Consider the following 14590-nt stretch of genomic DNA (forward strand, 5'->3'; position numbering starts at 1 on the left):
ACGGCACATCTCCCTAAAAACCGTCGCTACCGACTGGTTGGTGCTGTTGTGCAGGGCGATTCGGTGCGACGCAAGCGGCGGCGTGCGCGATCATTTTGGGTCGGACGGCATGAACGGACCGGCGTGCGCCGCGTTGGGCTCGGGTGACTTCTCTCCCCTCCGAACGCAACACTGCGTACTGGCGCCCCCGGCGCCTCCTCATCACGCGATCCGCGCGCGCCTGGGACCACGGCGTCGCGATCGCGCAGCGGGCCGCGGAGCAGGGCGTGCCGGTGATCGAACTGCCCAACGACCGGGTCGTCTGGGCCCAGCCCGAGGATCCGCGCGCCGCCTATGCCGAGGCGAAGGCCACGCTGGCTGTCGTTGTCGCGCCGCCGTCGAAGCTCAAGCTAGAACCGATCGCGCCGAGCGCGGACTGGCGCGTCGACCTGGCGGCGGGATGTCCGGCGCATTGCAGCTATTGTTATCTCGCGGGCTCGCTCAAGGGCCCGCCGATTACGCGCGCTTATGCCAATCTCGACGAGATCCTCGGCGTGCTACCCAGCTATATGGACAAGGGCACGATCACCTCGCGCTCGGCGACGCGGGTGCATGAGGGCACTACGTTCGAGGCGTCCTGTTACACCGATCCGCTGGGGATCGAGCCGATCACCGGGTCGCTGTCGCGGATGATCGAATGGTTCGGCCGGTCGGATGCGGATACGCAGTTGCGCTTCACCTCCAAGTTCGCGGATGTCGCGCCGCTGCTCGCGCTCGACCACAATGGGCGAACGCGGATGCGCGCGTCGATCAATCCAAAACGCTATGCCCGGTTCGAGGGCGGCACCGCGCCGGTCGCGTTGCGGCTGGCGGCGCTGCGGCAGATGGCGGACGCAGGATATCCCGTTGGCCTGACCATCGCGCCGATCATCGCGGCGGACGGTTGGGAGGAGGCGTACGGCACGCTGATCGACGACGCGGCGGCGCTGCTCGGCGATGTGCCCGACCTTACGATCGAACTGATCACGCACCGTTTCACGACCGGATCGAAGGCGGTGCTCGACAGCTGGTATCCCGGCTCCGCGCTCGACATGACCGACGCCGACCGGATGACCAAGCGCACCAAGTTCGGCACAGAAAAGCAGGTGTACGACACCGCGACGATGCAGCGCCTGCGTGGCTGGTTCACCGAGACGATCGCGCGGACATTGCCGTTGGCGCGCGTGCTGTACTGGACATGAGCGTCTTCTTCACCGCCGACACGCATTTCGGTGACCACCGCACGATCAACATCCAGCGCCGCCCGTTCGCCGATGTCGCGACGATGGATGCGGCGTTGATCGCCGGGTGGAACGCGGTGGTCGGGCCAGAGGACTCGGTATGGCACCTCGGCGACGTTGCGCGGCGTCCGGATGCGGTGGCCGATCTGCTGGCGCGCTTGAACGGGCGCAAGCATCTGCTTCGCGGCAACAACGATCCCGATGCAACCCTTGCCGCGGAGGGCTGGGCAAGCGTCGGCGATTATGCGGAGATCACGGTCGAGGAGCGCAACCTCGTCCTGTGTCACTACCCCTTCCGGTCGTGGAACGGGCAGCATCGCGGCGCGATCAACCTCCACGGCCATAGCCACGGCCGGCTCAAGCCGATGTCGCGGCAATATGACGTCGGGGTCGATCCCAACGGGTTCGCGCCGGTTCGGCTCGCGCAATTGCTCGGCGCGTGACGGCGGAGACGGTTCCTAACCTCTGCCGGGTCGGTTAGCGTGGCGGGCATGAAACACGGCGACATCCGAATCGGCATTGGTGGCTGGACCTACGAACCATGGCGCGGGACGTTCTTCCCCGAAAAATGGCCGCAGAAGCGCGAACTCGATTACGCCGCGTCGAAACTGACCGCGATCGAGGTCAACGGCACCTATTATTCGTCGCAAAAACCAGCGACCTTCGCGTCCTGGGCGAAGGCGGTGCCTGACGGGTTCGTCTTTGCACTTAAGGCATCGCGCTATTGCACCAACCGCAAGGTGCTGGCGGAGGCGGGCGAATCAATCACGAAGTTCACCGGGCAGGGTATCGTCGAACTGGGCGACCGGCTCGGGCCGATCCTGTGGCAGTTCATGGCGACTAAGAAGTTCGACGCGGACGATTTCGGCGCGTTCCTCAAGCTGTTGCCGTCGAGTCAGGACGGCGTCACGCTGCGCCATGCGGTGCAGGTGCGGCACGAGAGTTTCCTCGTCCCCGAATTCGTCGCGCTGGCGCGCGCGGCGGGGGTGGCGATCGTTTATGCCGATTCGACCGAATACCCCGCAATCGCGGATGTCAGCGGGGATATGGTCTATGCGCGGCTAGAGGCGGCGGTGGAGGAGGAGCCGGCAGGCTATGCCCCGGCCGCGCTCGATCGCTGGGCCAAGGCTGCGCGCGACTGGTCGGCGGGCGCTGCTCCGGGCGACTTGCCGTACGTGGCGGATGCGGCCCCGGTCGTGCCGCGGGAAACGTTCGTCTTTTTTATCAATGGCGCCAAAGTGCGTGCGCCACACGGTGCGATGGCGCTGATCGACCGAGTGCAGGGGTAAAACTGTCTGCCTGAGCGGGAGTGATCCCGCTCTAGATCGCTCCGTTCGTTTCGAGAGTCGCGGGCGTATCCGGCACCACTTCAGTCTCTTCGGGCGCCGCTTCCTGCGGTGTGGCGGGTGTCAGGGGTGCCATCGGGCGCGGATCGACACCCGGGCTCAGGATGGCGGCACTCTCGATCGTATTGAGCGCGTGCCGCGTGTTGATGTAACGGCGGGCGGCCTCGGTCCAGCGCGTGGCCTGGCTTGCGCCGGGCGTCCGCGACACTTCGGCAAGCGCCGCCTCGACCTGTCCGGCTTCAAGCAGCCGCTGCGCGCGCGCGACTCGGTCGACCGGCAGCGGCGACGGCGCACTCGCCTTGCGCAGGACCACGAGGTTGCGCAGTTCGCGCGCCAGGCTTTGCAGCCAGCCACTGCTCGCCACCCCGGTGACGAGTTCGGGTGCGACGCCGTCGAGCCCGGCGCGCAGATCCTCGAGCGTCACCGGGTTGCGCGCTGCCTGCACGATCGTCGCGACCGCGGCGGCCTGGGTCGTGCCGAAGCGCGTGCGCAATTGCTGCTCGATAAAGCCGAGGTTGAGTCCGCGGTCGAGCGCGCGACGGGCCGCGAACGCGACCATCAGCCCCTCGCTGCGGGTGGCATAAGCGGCGGCCTGTTGCGCATCACGGTCAATGCTGGCCTCGCGCGCTTCGAGTGCATCCAGCTTGCTCGCCAGTTCGACTTCGCGACTGCTCAGTGCTGCGATATCGATCGCGGGGCCGGGGGCACCAGCTTTTCCGGGCAGGATCACGACGGGGGGCTGCCCGTTCGACACCGGGAGCGTCATCGTCGCGACCTGTTTGCCATCCGCGCCGGTATTCAGGCCCTTGCCGAACCGCGTGATCAGTAACGCGGCCACGCCGACGCCGATCAGGAACGCGATCAGCCCGAGCGCGATTCCCATCCGCCATCCCATCCCGCGCCGAGTCGCAGCGGGGGGAACGGGGGGTGGGGTATAGGGCGGCACGGTGCGCTGCGGCGGTACTGGAGGGTCAGGCCGAGTCTGTTCGGGGGCGTTGTGCCTGTCCCGGCCGGGGGCCTGCGCCGGGAACTCGGTCTCGGGGACGGTGGGCGTGTTTTCGTCCATAGCGCTGTCTTATCATCGCCCGAACGCGAACGGTCAACGGCTCGTCGTCGGAAGAGCCGTGAGGGCGGTGAACAGCGCCGCGTCGTCAGGTCGCGCCGCGACGGCAATACCAGCCCAGCCGGACCCGGCGGCGGCGGCGATTACCGGGCTGAACGCCGCAATCGCAATCCGCGCGCGCGACAGGCCCGCCGCATCTACCAGCGTACCGATCCGTCGTGCCGCGCGTGCGGAATGGAGCAACGCGACGCGGTCGTCCAGAAGGTCGAGCTCCGCAGGCTCGACCGCGCGGGGCACGCTTTGATAGACCGGGATCAGCGTCGCGATGACGCCACCGGCCTCGAGCGTGCGATCATGCCCGGTCAGATGGAGCGCGCGTCGCACGCCGGTGCGTTCCGCCAGCGCGACGATGTCCGCGGCGTTGCCGGTGCCCGATGCGATCACTTCGAACCCGGCATCGCGTGCCGCCGCAGCAGTGTGTCCGCCGACCGCGAGCACCGGCAGCATTCGCAGGGCGGCGATCGATCCCCCGCCGAACCGAAGCGCATTGGCACTGGTCAGGATCAGCGCATCGTGCTGCGTCGGATCGGGAACGGCCCAGTCGAGCGCCTCGACCGCGAACAGCGGCAGCGCGACCGCGTCGAACCCGGCGTCGCGCGCACGCGCCAGCGTCGCGGCATTGCCGGGCTCGGGACGCAGCACGACCAGCCGCTGCATCATCCCGCGAACAACGACCGCACAGCGGCGGGCGCACGGTCGAGCAAGTCCGCCCCCAGTCGCGCGGCCAGCGTGGCATCGCCGAGCGCGCCGTCGACCACGCCCGCGACATGCGCGCTGCCGTCCTCAGCGAACAATTCGCCGCGCAAGGTCATCGTCGTCCCGCCTTCTCCGTCGTCGGCGAGCGTCGCAAGTGCTGCGACCGGCGAATGGCAATCCGCCTGCAACACCGCGAGCAACGCGCGTTCCAGCAAGACGCAGGCATGGGTCGGGGCATCGTCGATCGCGGCGAGCAGCGTGCGGACTCGCTCATCGCCGGTCCGTGCCTCGATCCCGACTGCGCCCTGCGCGGGGGCGGGGAGCATCACGTCGATCGGGATGCAGCTGCCGACCTCGACCCGCCCGAGCCGTTCGAGCCCTGCCGCCGCGAGCAACGTCGCGTCGACTTCGCCCGCCGCGACCTTGGCGAGCCGCGTGTCGACATTGCCGCGCAGCAAGATCGTGACGAGATCGGGGCGCAACCGCTTGACCTGCGCGACCCGGCGCGGCGAGCTCGTGCCGACCACCGCGCCTTCACGCAACGCGCTCACGCTGTCGGCGCCGATGATCCGATCGCGCACGTCGGCGCGCGGCAGCATCGCTGCGATCGTGATCGCATCCGGGCGTCCGGTTTCGACGTCCTTCATCGAATGGACCGCGAAATCGATCTCGCCGCATAGTAATGCGCGATCAAGTTCCTTGGTCCACAGCGCCTTGCCCCCGATCTCGGCAAGCGCGACATCCTGGCGACGGTCGCCGGTCGTGCGGATCGTGACGATCTCGACGCGGTCGCGGTCCCAGCCATGCGCTGCGCACAGTGCCTCGCGCACCAGATTGGCCTGAACCAGTGCGAGCGGCGACCCGCGCGTCCCGAGCTTGAGCGGTGGTTGTGTCACGCGGCGTCCCCTTCGCTGCGTGTCATGGACGAAATCGCCGGGGTCCGACAAGTGGCGGGCGAGGGCGGGGGCTTCGACAATGCGCGGGATCGGCGATAGGGAGGGCGGATGGCACTCATTCTTGGTCTCGAATCCAGTTGCGACGAAACCGCCGCTGCGCTCGTCACGTCGGATCGTCAGGTTCTGGCACACCGTCTGGCAGGACAGGAGGCGGCGCACCGTCCGTTCGGCGGCGTCGTCCCTGAAATCGCCGCGCGCGCGCATGTCGAGGTGCTCGCCCCCCTGATCGAGGCAGCGCTGGCGGATGCGGGGGTCACGCTCGCCGAGGTCGACGCGATCGCCGCGACTGCTGGGCCGGGGCTGATCGGCGGGGTTATGGTAGGGCTCGTCACGGGCAAGGCACTCGCGCATTCCGCGGGCAAGCCGCTGATCGCGGTCAACCATCTGGAAGGGCACGCGCTGAGCCCGCGACTGTCCGATCCCGATCTCGCATTTCCCTATCTGTTGTTGCTCGTCTCGGGCGGGCATTGCCAGTTGCTGCTGGTCGAGGGGGTGAACCGCTACCGCCGGCTTGCGACGACGATCGACGATGCTGCGGGCGAAGCGTTCGACAAGACCGCCAAGGTGCTCGGGCTGGGCTTCCCCGGCGGCCCCGCGGTCGAGGTTGCGGCCCGCGCCGGGCGACCGATCGTGCCGCTGCCGCGCCCGCTGAAGGGATCGCCCGAACCGCATTTTTCCTTTGCCGGGCTCAAGAGCGCGGTCGTCCGCGCGCATGCGGCAGGGACTTGGTCGGTCGAGGATATCGCCGCGTCGTTCCAGCAGGCCGTGGTCGATTGCCTGCTCGATCGCACCGTCCGCGCGCTCGAGGCCGCACATGGCGCGACTGCGCTGGTGGTCGCGGGCGGGGTCGCTGCGAACGGCGCGGTGCGGACCGCACTTGCCGATCTGGCGGCGGCGAACGGTCTGCGGTTCGTGGCGCCGCCCTTGTGGCTGTGCACCGACAATGCCGCGATGATCGGCTGGGCTGGCGCGGAGCGCTACGCGGCCGGGCTGACCGATCCGCTCGACGTCGCTGCGCGGCCGCGCTGGCCGCTTGATCCGGGCGCGGAAGCGGTGCGTGGTGCAGGAGTGAAGGCATGAAGATCGGGGTCATCGGTGGCGGTGCCTGGGGCACCGCGCTCGCGCAGGTCGCAGCGCGCGGCGGCGAGCCCGTCCTTTTGTGGGCGCGCGAGCCGGATGTCGTCGAGGGGATCAATACCGGGCACAAGAACGCGCGGTTCCTCTCGGGAATCACGCTGCCCGAGACGATCGTCGCGACCGGGTCGCTCGGCGCGCTGTCGGCGTGCGATGCGTTGCTCGTCGTCGTCCCCGCGCAACATGTCCGCGCGGTGCTCACCGAGACGGCGGTCGGCGCGACGCCGCTGGTGCTCTGCGCCAAGGGGATCGAGGCGGGCACGCAGATGCTGGTCGGCGAAGTCGCGCGCGAGATCCATCCAAACGCGCCGATCGCGGTGCTGTCCGGTCCGACCTTCGCGCATGAAGTCGCCGCCGGGCAACCGACTGCGGTGACGCTTGCCTGTGCGGACGAAGCGTTGGGCGCGGCGCTCGCGGACCGGCTCGCGGGGCCTGCGCTCCGGCCTTATGCGACGACCGACGTCATTGGCGCGGAGATCGGCGGCGCGGTCAAGAACGTGCTCGCGATAGCGTGCGGTGTCGTCGAGGGTGCCGGACTCGGCCAGAACGCCCGCGCCGCATTGATCGCGCGCGGATTTGCGGAAATGGTGCGCTTCGGGATGGCGCGTGGTGCACAGGTAGAAACGCTGAGCGGGTTGTCGGGACTGGGGGATCTGGTGCTGACCTGTTCGTCGACCAGCTCGCGCAACTTCTCGCTCGGGGTCGGGCTGGGGCAGGGACGGCGTGCGCAGGATCTGCTCGCGGACCGCGTAACGGTGGCGGAAGGCGCGGCTACCGCGCCGGTGCTGCGCGTGGCGGCGGCTGCGATCGGGGTAGAGATGCCCGTGGTCGCGGCGGTATGTGCGCTGCTCGAAGGCGCGGATGTCGGTGCGGTGATCGAGGCGCTGCTGGCGCGGCCGTTGCGACGCGAGGTGCGGTAACGCTTTCAGCGTGTTCTCCGGCGAAAGCCGGAGTCTAGGGTTTGGCGGCCACCCCGTCGTTGTCCTGATGGGCTCTGGGTTTCCGCCTTCGCGGGAAATCGGCGCAGGGTTCTCCCGCGCCGCTGCATACCCTCAGAAATCGATCGCGATGCCTTTGTGCTCCCAGTCGCCGTAGCGCGTCGGGTCGAGCCCGAGATGGTCGCGCGTGTCGCGCGGCTCGGGTTTGGGGTCGGGGGCGGGCACCGGCGTATTCTTGCTGAGATAGGCTGGTGGCTTCACATGCGGCGGACGAGCGGCCATGAGGGACTTCCTTGCAGACGCATGAGATAAAGCGTCTCCCGTCAGTTGGCGGTCCTTTGCGAAGAGTTCAAGCCCGTGACACTGCCACCCCCCCGCCGTTACATGCCCCGCCCCGAACCCGTCGAGGCCCCCGGCGTCCCCGCACGCCGCGCGGCACTCCGGATGCTCGACGCGGTTCTCCGCCAGGGCTTGCCGCTCGAAGCCGCGATCGGCCGCGCGACCGGAGGGATCGACCGCGCCGATGACCGAGCGCTGGCCCACGCGATCGCGGCGGAGGTGCTGCGACGGTTGCCCGATCTCGACGCGTTGATCGATTCGGCGACCAAGACTCGACTGCCCGATGATTCCAAGGCGCGCTTTGCGCTGCGCATCGCGCTGGTGCAGGCGCTGTCGCTCGGCACCCCGTCGCACGCGGCGATTTCGACCGTGCTGCCGCTGGTCGACGGTGGCCCGCGCAAGCTCGTCCACGGCGTGTTCGGGACGTTGTCGCGCAACGGCGACCAGCTTCCCGAACTGCCGACGCTTCCCGATCCGGTCGCTTTGCGCTGGCACGCCGCCTGGGGCGACGATGGGATCCATGCTGCCGAGGAAGCGATGGCGGCTCCCCCGCCGCTCGACCTGACGCTCGCCGACCCCGCCGAAACCGCGCGCTTCGTTGAGGAATTGGGCGGCGTCTCGCTGCTTCCCGGCCATGTCCGGATCGACTCCGCGCATGTGCCCGAGCTTCCGGGATTCGAGGACGGGCGCTGGTGGGTGCAGGATATCGCTGCCTCGTTGCCCGCGCGATTGCTGGGCAAGGGTGCGGGCAGTGCGCTCGATCTGTGCGCCGCGCCTGGGGGCAAGACGATGCAGCTCGCGAGTGCAGGCTGGCGCGTGACCTCGGTCGATGCGTCCGAAAGCCGACTCGCGCGACTGCATGACAATCTTGCGCGGACGGGGTTGGCGGCGGAGATCGTCCAGGCGGACGTGCTCGAATGGGCACCGCCGACGTCGGTCGACGCCGTGCTGCTCGATGCGCCGTGCAGCGCGACGGGTATCTTCCGGCGGCATCCCGATGTGCTCCACCGCGTGCGGCCGTCGCAGATCACCGATCTTGCCGCACTCCAGACCAGCCTGCTGACGCGCGCGGCGGAATGGGTGAAGCCCGGCGGGACGCTCGTCTTCGCGACCTGCTCGCTCGAACCCGCCGAGGGCGAGAAGCAGCGCGAACGCTTTGCCGCAGCCCGCCCCGACTTCGCGCTCGATCCGGTTGGTGCGGAGGAATTGCCGGCAGGGATCGTGCCGACGGCGGAGGGAACGGTGCGGACCCTTCCCGGAATGGTCAAGCCGGGCGGCAACGACGGCTTCTTCATCGCGCGTTGGCGGCGGCAGGGGTAGGTTTGGGGGGGCTGCCGTTTGCGCGCCTTCCCTATCCCGTACTACGGTCTCCTTCCTCCTGCGCTTCCCCGGCGAAGGCCGGGGAAGCGCAGGAGGAAGGGTAAGGGAAGCGCAATTCGCTCACCCGACCGTAAACCAACAACCACATACGGTATGCGCGACCCGTCCGGTCCAACGCATGCTTGTCCCGAATCGGCGGCGTGCTACAGGCTCAGCGCATCATGTCTCAGCGCCCCGTCCGCATCGCCCCGTCCATCCTATCGGCCGATTTCGCCAAGCTCGGCGAGGAGGTCCGCGCGATCGACGCCGCGGGCGCGGACTGGATCCATGTCGACGTGATGGACGGGCATTTCGTCCCCAACATCTCGATCGGCCCGGCAGTGGTGAAGGCGATCCGCCCGCACACGACCAAGCCGCTCGACGTCCATCTGATGATCGCGCCGGTCGACCCGTATCTCGAGGCGTTTGCCGAAGCCGGCGCGGACACGATCAGCATCCACGTCGAGGCCGGGCCGCACACGCATCGCAGTCTTCAACACATCCGCCAACTCGGCAAGCGCGCGGGTGTCGTGCTGACCCCGCAAACGCCCGCCAAGGCGCTCGATTACCTGCTCGACATGGTCGATCTGGTGCTCGTCATGAGCGTCAATCCAGGCTTCGGCGGGCAGGCGTTCATCGAGAGCGCGCTCGGCAAGATCGAGAGCGTCCGCAAGATGATCGACAAGGGCGGCTATGCTATCGACCTAGAGGTCGATGGCGGGATCGACCTGATCACCGCGCCGCGCGCGATCGCGGCAGGCGCGGATGCGCTGGTCGCGGGCACTGCGACCTTCCGCGGCGGGCCGGACGCCTATGCCGCCAACATCGCAGGTTTGCGCGGCTAAATGCGCGACCGATCGGTTCCACAGGACGAAACGCTGCCCGACGGGATCGACGAGGGCAAGCGGCTGGTGCGCGTCGGCGGCGACAAGGGATTGTCGCTGGCCGAGCGGCTGTCCGAGCATTTCCACCGGCTGACGTGGCGCACACCGATCCACGGGATGCGCCTTAAGGGGCGGCATCCGCTCAAACTGATCGCGGTCCCCGACGACCCGCTGCTGGGGGACGTCCAGCGCGGGCACGCCTTGCTCGAGGGCATGCTGACGTTTCGCGGCGAGAGCCGTGACATCGAGACGCTCGATCTCACCAAGCCCGATTTCTCCAAGGCGTTCGCGGATTATCTCCATAGTTTCGCCTGGTTACGCGACCTGTCGACCGTGGCGACGCGCGCGCAGGCGACGCCGATCGCGGAACATCTGATGCGGCTGTGGCTGACCGCACATGCCGATACGGTCAGCGAACCGGCGTGGCGCGCGGACCTGTGGGGCCGCCGCATTCTGTTCTGGACCGCGCACGCCCCGCTGATCCTGTCGTCGGCGGATCTGGTGTATCGCAGCCGCGTGCTCAACACGCTCGCGCGCGGGGCGCGGCATATCGATCGTGCGGCGGAAAAGGCCCCGCCCGGCGCGCCGCGCGTTGCCGCATTGTGCGGGGTCGTCGCGGGAACGTTGCTGATTCCCGGCGGTGATCCGCGCCAGTCGGCGACCGAAGCGGCGTTGCTGCGCGGGCTGACATCATCGATCCATGAAGATGGCGGGAACGTCGCGCGGTCGCCCGCGGTGCAGGTCGATCTCGTGATGCTGCTGACCAGTCTGCGCGAGGTCTATGACGCGCGTCAGCTCAATCCGCCCGCATTCCTGGGCGATACGCTGGCCAGGCTGATCCCCGCGCTGCTCGGCATCTGCCACGGCGACCGCGACGTCGGCAGCTGGCAGGGCGGCGGGCCCTATGGCGCGGACGCGCTGGCGCAAGTCATCGCCGCGACCGGCGTGCGGACACGCCCGCTGCGGCAGGCGCGCGACTGGGGGTATCAGCGGCTGGCGGCCGGCAGCGCGGTCGTCATTCTCGACGGCGCACCCCCGCCCGTTGCCCGGCTGGTCGAGGGCGGCTGTGCCTCGACATTGGCGATCGAACTGTCCGACGGCCCCGACCGGATCGTCGTCAATTGCGGCGGCGCGCGGACCGGGATCGCGCAGCTTCCTGCCGATCTGTCGGAAGGATTGCGCACGACCGCGGCGCATTCGACGCTCGTGCTCGGCGACAGCAACTCGACCGCGATCCATGCCGACGGAACGCTTGGCCGCGGCGTCGGCGAAGTCGAGCTGGTCCGCCAGGAGAGTGAGACCTCGAGCCGGATCGAGGCAAGCCACGACGGTTATGCGCGCCGGTTCGGGCTGCTCCACCGTCGCCAGCTAGTGATGGCCAATGATGGTCGCGAGCTGCGTGGCGAGGATGTGTTGCTACCGGCACCAAAGCAGCGCAAGATCCAGCCGTCGGTGTTCGCAGTGCGCTTCCATCTTGGTTTCGGCGTGCAGGTTTCCCCGACCGCGGACGGGATGGCGGCGTTGCTGCGATTGCCGCATGGGGGCGTCTGGCAATTCCGGTGCCGCGGCGGCAAGCTGGCGATCGAGGACAGCCTGTGGATCGACGCCGAGGGACGTCCGCATGCGACGCTCCAGCTGGTCGTGACGGGGGAGGCCCCCGCCGGGGGGACCAACATCGGCTGGGTGCTCAAGCGCGCGCATTGAAATTGCAGGCCCAAGCGGGCAGGGGGTGCGCGACATTCCTCCCCCCTCTCGCCCCCGGAGCCTCCCCATGACCACCATCCCGATCCGCCGCGCGCTGCTCTCGGTGTCCGACAAGACCGGCATCGTCGAGCTCGCGCAGGGACTGGCGCAGAATGGCGTCGAGCTGGTGTCGACCGGGGGCACCGCCAAGGCGCTCCGTGACGCGGGGCTTGAGGTGCGCGACATCTCGGACCTGACCGGCTTCCCCGAGATGATGGACGGCCGCGTCAAGACGCTCCACCCGGTGGTCCATGGCGGGTTGCTCGCGGTGCGCGACGATGCGGCGCATGTCGCCTCGATGGAGGAGCACGGGATCGGCGCGATCGATCTGGTTGTGGTCAACCTCTATCCGTTCGAGGCGACCGTCGCCAAGGGCGCGGAACGCGACGAGATCATCGAGAATATCGACATCGGCGGCCCGTCGATGGTGCGCTCGGCGGCCAAGAACCACGCCTTCGTCGCGATCGTCACCGATCCGGCGGATTACGCGCTGGTTGCAGGCGGCAGCACGACGCTTGCGGATCGTCGCAAGTTCGCCGCCAAGGCCTATGCCGCGACTGCCGCCTATGACGGCATGATCGCGACGTGGTTCGGCCAGGTCGACCAGGGCGAAGCGTTCCCCGAGACGCTCGCGATCACTTTGCAGCGTGGCCAGTCGCTGCGCTACGGCGAAAACCCGCACCAGTCGGCGGCCTTCTACACCGCGGGCGGCTCCGCACCGCGCGGGATCGGCCAGGCGCGGCAGGTGCAGGGCAAGGACCTCAGCTACAACAACCTCAACGATGCCGACGCCGCGTTCGACCTGATCAGCGAGTACCGGGACGCGGCACCGACCTGCGTGATCGTCAAGCACGCCAACCCCTGCGGCGTCGCGACCGGCGAAACGCTCGAAGCGGCTTATGGTGCTGCGTTCGCGTGCGATACGGTGTCGGCATTCGGCGGGATCATCGCGCTCAACCGTCCGCTCGACGGCGCGACCGCGCGGGCGATCGCCGGGATCTTCACCGAAGTCGTGGTCGCGCCCGAGGCGGATGAAGAGGCGCTCGCGATCTTCGCTGCGAAGAAGAACCTGCGCCTGCTGCTGACCGGCGAACTGCCCGATCCGGCGCGCGCCGGGTTGCTGGCGAAGGCGATCACCGGCGGCTGGCTGGTGCAGAGCCGCGACGGTGACTCCAATCCCGAGATGAAGGTCGTCACCAAGCGCGCACCGACCGAGCAGGAGCTCGCCGACTGCCGCTTTGCCTGGACCGTCGCCAAGCACGTCAAGTCGAACGCGATCGTCTACGCCAAGGGCGGCAGCACCGCAGGCATCGGCGCGGGGCAGATGAACCGTCTCGAATCCGCCCGCATCGCAGCGTGGAAGGCAAAGGACGCCGCCGACAAGGCGGGCTGGGCGACGCCGCGCACGATCGGCTCCGCGGTCGCGTCGGACGCGTTTTTCCCGTTCGCCGACGGCTTGTTGGCGGCGGTCGAGGCGGGCGCGACCGCGGTGATCCAGCCGGGCGGATCCATCCGCGACGACGAAGTGATCGCGGCGGCGGATGCGGCGGGCCTGGCGATGGTGTTCACCGGGGTGCGCCACTTCCGGCATTGATCGGTCGGTGATCAGGCAAGGGCTTCCGGCGCCGCCGTGTCGGCGTTCGGAAGGCTTTGGCGCCGGCGCTCCAGCCGCCTTGCCCAAAAGATCATCGGCTCTTCAAAATAGGTATAGCTTACGGTCGCGATCAGGACGGCACCGGAGAGCGACCCGCCCGCAAGAAGGGTCAGCGACACAACGGGATCCAGATGCAGCGAGCGAAGGGCATCGCCCAATGCCGTGATCAGCAGGGCATGCCAGATATAGATGCCGAACGAAATCTTGGCGACGAATGCCATGACGGGCCCGTCAAGCCAGCGGCTGGCGGGGATCTTCTGGCAGAGGATCAGGAACAGTCCCGTGGCGAGGGGAAGCATCGGAAAACCGAAGGGCGGTGGCTCAAACCCAAAGGGGCGCGCCAACACGGTGTACGCCAGTGCCGGGACAAGGACGCCAATCACCATGATCCCAAGGCCCTTCACGAGGTCGGTGTGTGTGGTCGATAGGGCGATCTGTGTGTGGACGCCTGCCGCCAATGTTCCGATCGCGAACATGACGAAGAAGGCCATGGGATTGTATCGCGGGAACCAGTCTTTCGCGACTGCATACACGTCATCCGGACTCGATACGGGCGTTTCCACAAGCCCCATCACCAACCCATGCGCTGCCAATGCCAGCAGCAGCACGAGAACCCAGAGATACCGCGCGGTCCAGCCGACCATCGACCCCGGAAACGCTTGTCGCAGCGCAATGAACGCGAGCGGCATCATCAGATACGAGGACACTTCGAACGACAGGGACCATAACGGTCCATTCTGCACGACCGGGAAAAGCGTGAACCAGTGGAAATCGGAGACGAAGAGCAGGCCCGTGATCAGGCGGACAAGTTTGCCGTCCTCAAGCGATCCGGCATAAGCCAGGTCCACCCCGAACGACACGATCAGACAAACCCAGGTTGCTGGAAGGATCCGCGACGCACGCCGCAACGCGTATGTCCTGAGGTCCACGCTGTTCTGGCGGTCGCACGCTTTCCAAAAGGGGATGCTGAGCAGGAAGCCGCTCAATACGAAGAAGATCGAAACGCCCAGCTTTCCGCGTTCGGCCAAGTCGACAACGGATCGCAGCAAAGGCGAAAGGGCAAGGTGACCAGAAGCGAGGCTGATGTGATGCGTGAAGACGGCCAGACACGCCACCGACCTGGCACAATCAGCACCCCTGAGTATTCCCGCGTCCATCG

The 14590-nt window shown here is 68.0% G+C and carries 14 protein-coding genes; 9 read left to right on the top strand and 5 right to left on the bottom strand.

What is annotated here, in order from left to right; all coding sequences use genetic code 11:
- Positions 1 to 143 precede the first annotated feature (143 nt).
- From ABIC17_RS00625 to ABIC17_RS00635, 3 genes are read left to right on the top strand one after another with little or no spacing between them, the layout of a single operon-like run.
- Positions 144 to 1220: an SPL family radical SAM protein gene (locus ABIC17_RS00625; RefSeq protein WP_354278733.1), complete on the top strand. Its 1077-nt coding sequence runs from the start codon at positions 144 to 146 to the stop codon at positions 1218 to 1220.
- A complete protein-coding gene (locus ABIC17_RS00630) occupies positions 1217 to 1702 on the top strand; it encodes a metallophosphoesterase family protein (RefSeq protein WP_354278734.1) in 486 nt (161 codons plus the stop codon). Before ABIC17_RS00625 ends, ABIC17_RS00630 begins: the two co-directional genes overlap by 4 nt.
- Before the next feature lie 48 nt (positions 1703 to 1750).
- Positions 1751 to 2548 carry a DUF72 domain-containing protein gene (locus ABIC17_RS00635; RefSeq protein WP_354278735.1) on the top strand — a complete coding sequence of 266 codons (798 nt, stop codon included), beginning with the start codon at positions 1751 to 1753 and terminating at the stop codon, positions 2546 to 2548.
- A 31-nt stretch (positions 2549 to 2579) separates the two neighbouring features.
- On the opposite strand, the gene ABIC17_RS00640 is transcribed toward ABIC17_RS00635, so the two are convergent.
- Genes ABIC17_RS00640 through hemC form a run of 3 tightly spaced genes read right to left on the bottom strand, consistent with a single transcriptional unit; the run spans position 2580 to position 5320 of the window.
- Complete coding sequence (locus ABIC17_RS00640; protein ID WP_354278736.1) at positions 2580 to 3671, bottom strand: hypothetical protein; 1092 nt, start codon at positions 3669 to 3671, stop codon at positions 2580 to 2582.
- Between the two features lie 33 nt (positions 3672 to 3704).
- Positions 3705 to 4388, bottom strand: coding sequence for a uroporphyrinogen-III synthase (locus ABIC17_RS00645; protein ID WP_354278737.1), 684 nt, complete (start codon positions 4386 to 4388; stop codon positions 3705 to 3707).
- Positions 4385 to 5320 (bottom strand): hydroxymethylbilane synthase, encoded by a 936-nt coding sequence (gene hemC / locus ABIC17_RS00650; protein WP_354278738.1) that lies wholly within the window; start codon positions 5318 to 5320, stop codon positions 4385 to 4387. The genes ABIC17_RS00645 and hemC overlap by 4 nt, the downstream gene beginning before the upstream one ends.
- 108 nt (positions 5321 to 5428) lie before the next feature.
- Between hemC and tsaD the strand changes: the two genes are divergently transcribed.
- On the top strand, positions 5429 to 6460 hold the full coding sequence (tsaD, locus tag ABIC17_RS00655) for a tRNA (adenosine(37)-N6)-threonylcarbamoyltransferase complex transferase subunit TsaD (RefSeq protein WP_354278739.1): 1032 nt from the start codon (positions 5429 to 5431) through the stop codon (positions 6458 to 6460).
- Entirely contained in the window at positions 6457 to 7434 is a 978-nt protein-coding gene (locus ABIC17_RS00660) for an NAD(P)H-dependent glycerol-3-phosphate dehydrogenase (protein ID WP_354278740.1), read from the top strand. The genes tsaD and ABIC17_RS00660 overlap by 4 nt, the downstream gene beginning before the upstream one ends.
- A gap of 132 nt (positions 7435 to 7566) precedes the next feature.
- Here ABIC17_RS00660 and ABIC17_RS00665 read toward each other — a convergent pair whose 3' ends face one another.
- Entirely contained in the window at positions 7567 to 7734 is a 168-nt protein-coding gene (locus ABIC17_RS00665; RefSeq protein ID WP_354278741.1) for a DUF1674 domain-containing protein, read from the bottom strand.
- Positions 7735 to 7836: 102 nt separating this feature from the next.
- Between ABIC17_RS00665 and ABIC17_RS00670 the strand changes: the two genes are divergently transcribed.
- The 4 genes from ABIC17_RS00670 (at position 7837) to purH (ending at position 13371) form a co-directional block, all read left to right on the top strand.
- A complete protein-coding gene (locus ABIC17_RS00670; protein WP_354278742.1) occupies positions 7837 to 9111 on the top strand; it encodes an RsmB/NOP family class I SAM-dependent RNA methyltransferase in 1275 nt (424 codons plus the stop codon).
- A 221-nt stretch (positions 9112 to 9332) separates the two neighbouring features.
- Positions 9333 to 9995 (top strand): ribulose-phosphate 3-epimerase, encoded by a 663-nt coding sequence (gene rpe / locus ABIC17_RS00675; protein ID WP_354278743.1) that lies wholly within the window; start codon positions 9333 to 9335, stop codon positions 9993 to 9995.
- Entirely contained in the window at positions 9996 to 11738 is a 1743-nt protein-coding gene (locus ABIC17_RS00680) for a heparinase II/III family protein (RefSeq protein ID WP_354278744.1), read from the top strand.
- Between the two features lie 67 nt (positions 11739 to 11805).
- The gene (gene purH, locus ABIC17_RS00685) at positions 11806 to 13371 is read left to right on the top strand and encodes a bifunctional phosphoribosylaminoimidazolecarboxamide formyltransferase/IMP cyclohydrolase (RefSeq protein WP_354278745.1); all 1566 of its coding nucleotides are present in this window, start codon (positions 11806 to 11808) and stop codon (positions 13369 to 13371) included.
- An 11-nt stretch (positions 13372 to 13382) separates the two neighbouring features.
- Here the strand turns inward: purH and ABIC17_RS00690 are convergent, their stop codons facing one another.
- Positions 13383 to 14588, bottom strand: coding sequence for an acyltransferase family protein (locus ABIC17_RS00690; RefSeq protein WP_354278746.1), 1206 nt, complete (start codon positions 14586 to 14588; stop codon positions 13383 to 13385).
- Between the last annotated feature and the right edge of the window lie 2 nt (positions 14589 to 14590).

Origin of the sequence: Sphingomonas sp. PvP056, from assembly GCF_040549155.1 — a bacterium.
In the GTDB taxonomy this organism is placed as follows: Bacteria; Pseudomonadota; Alphaproteobacteria; order Sphingomonadales; family Sphingomonadaceae; genus Sphingomonas.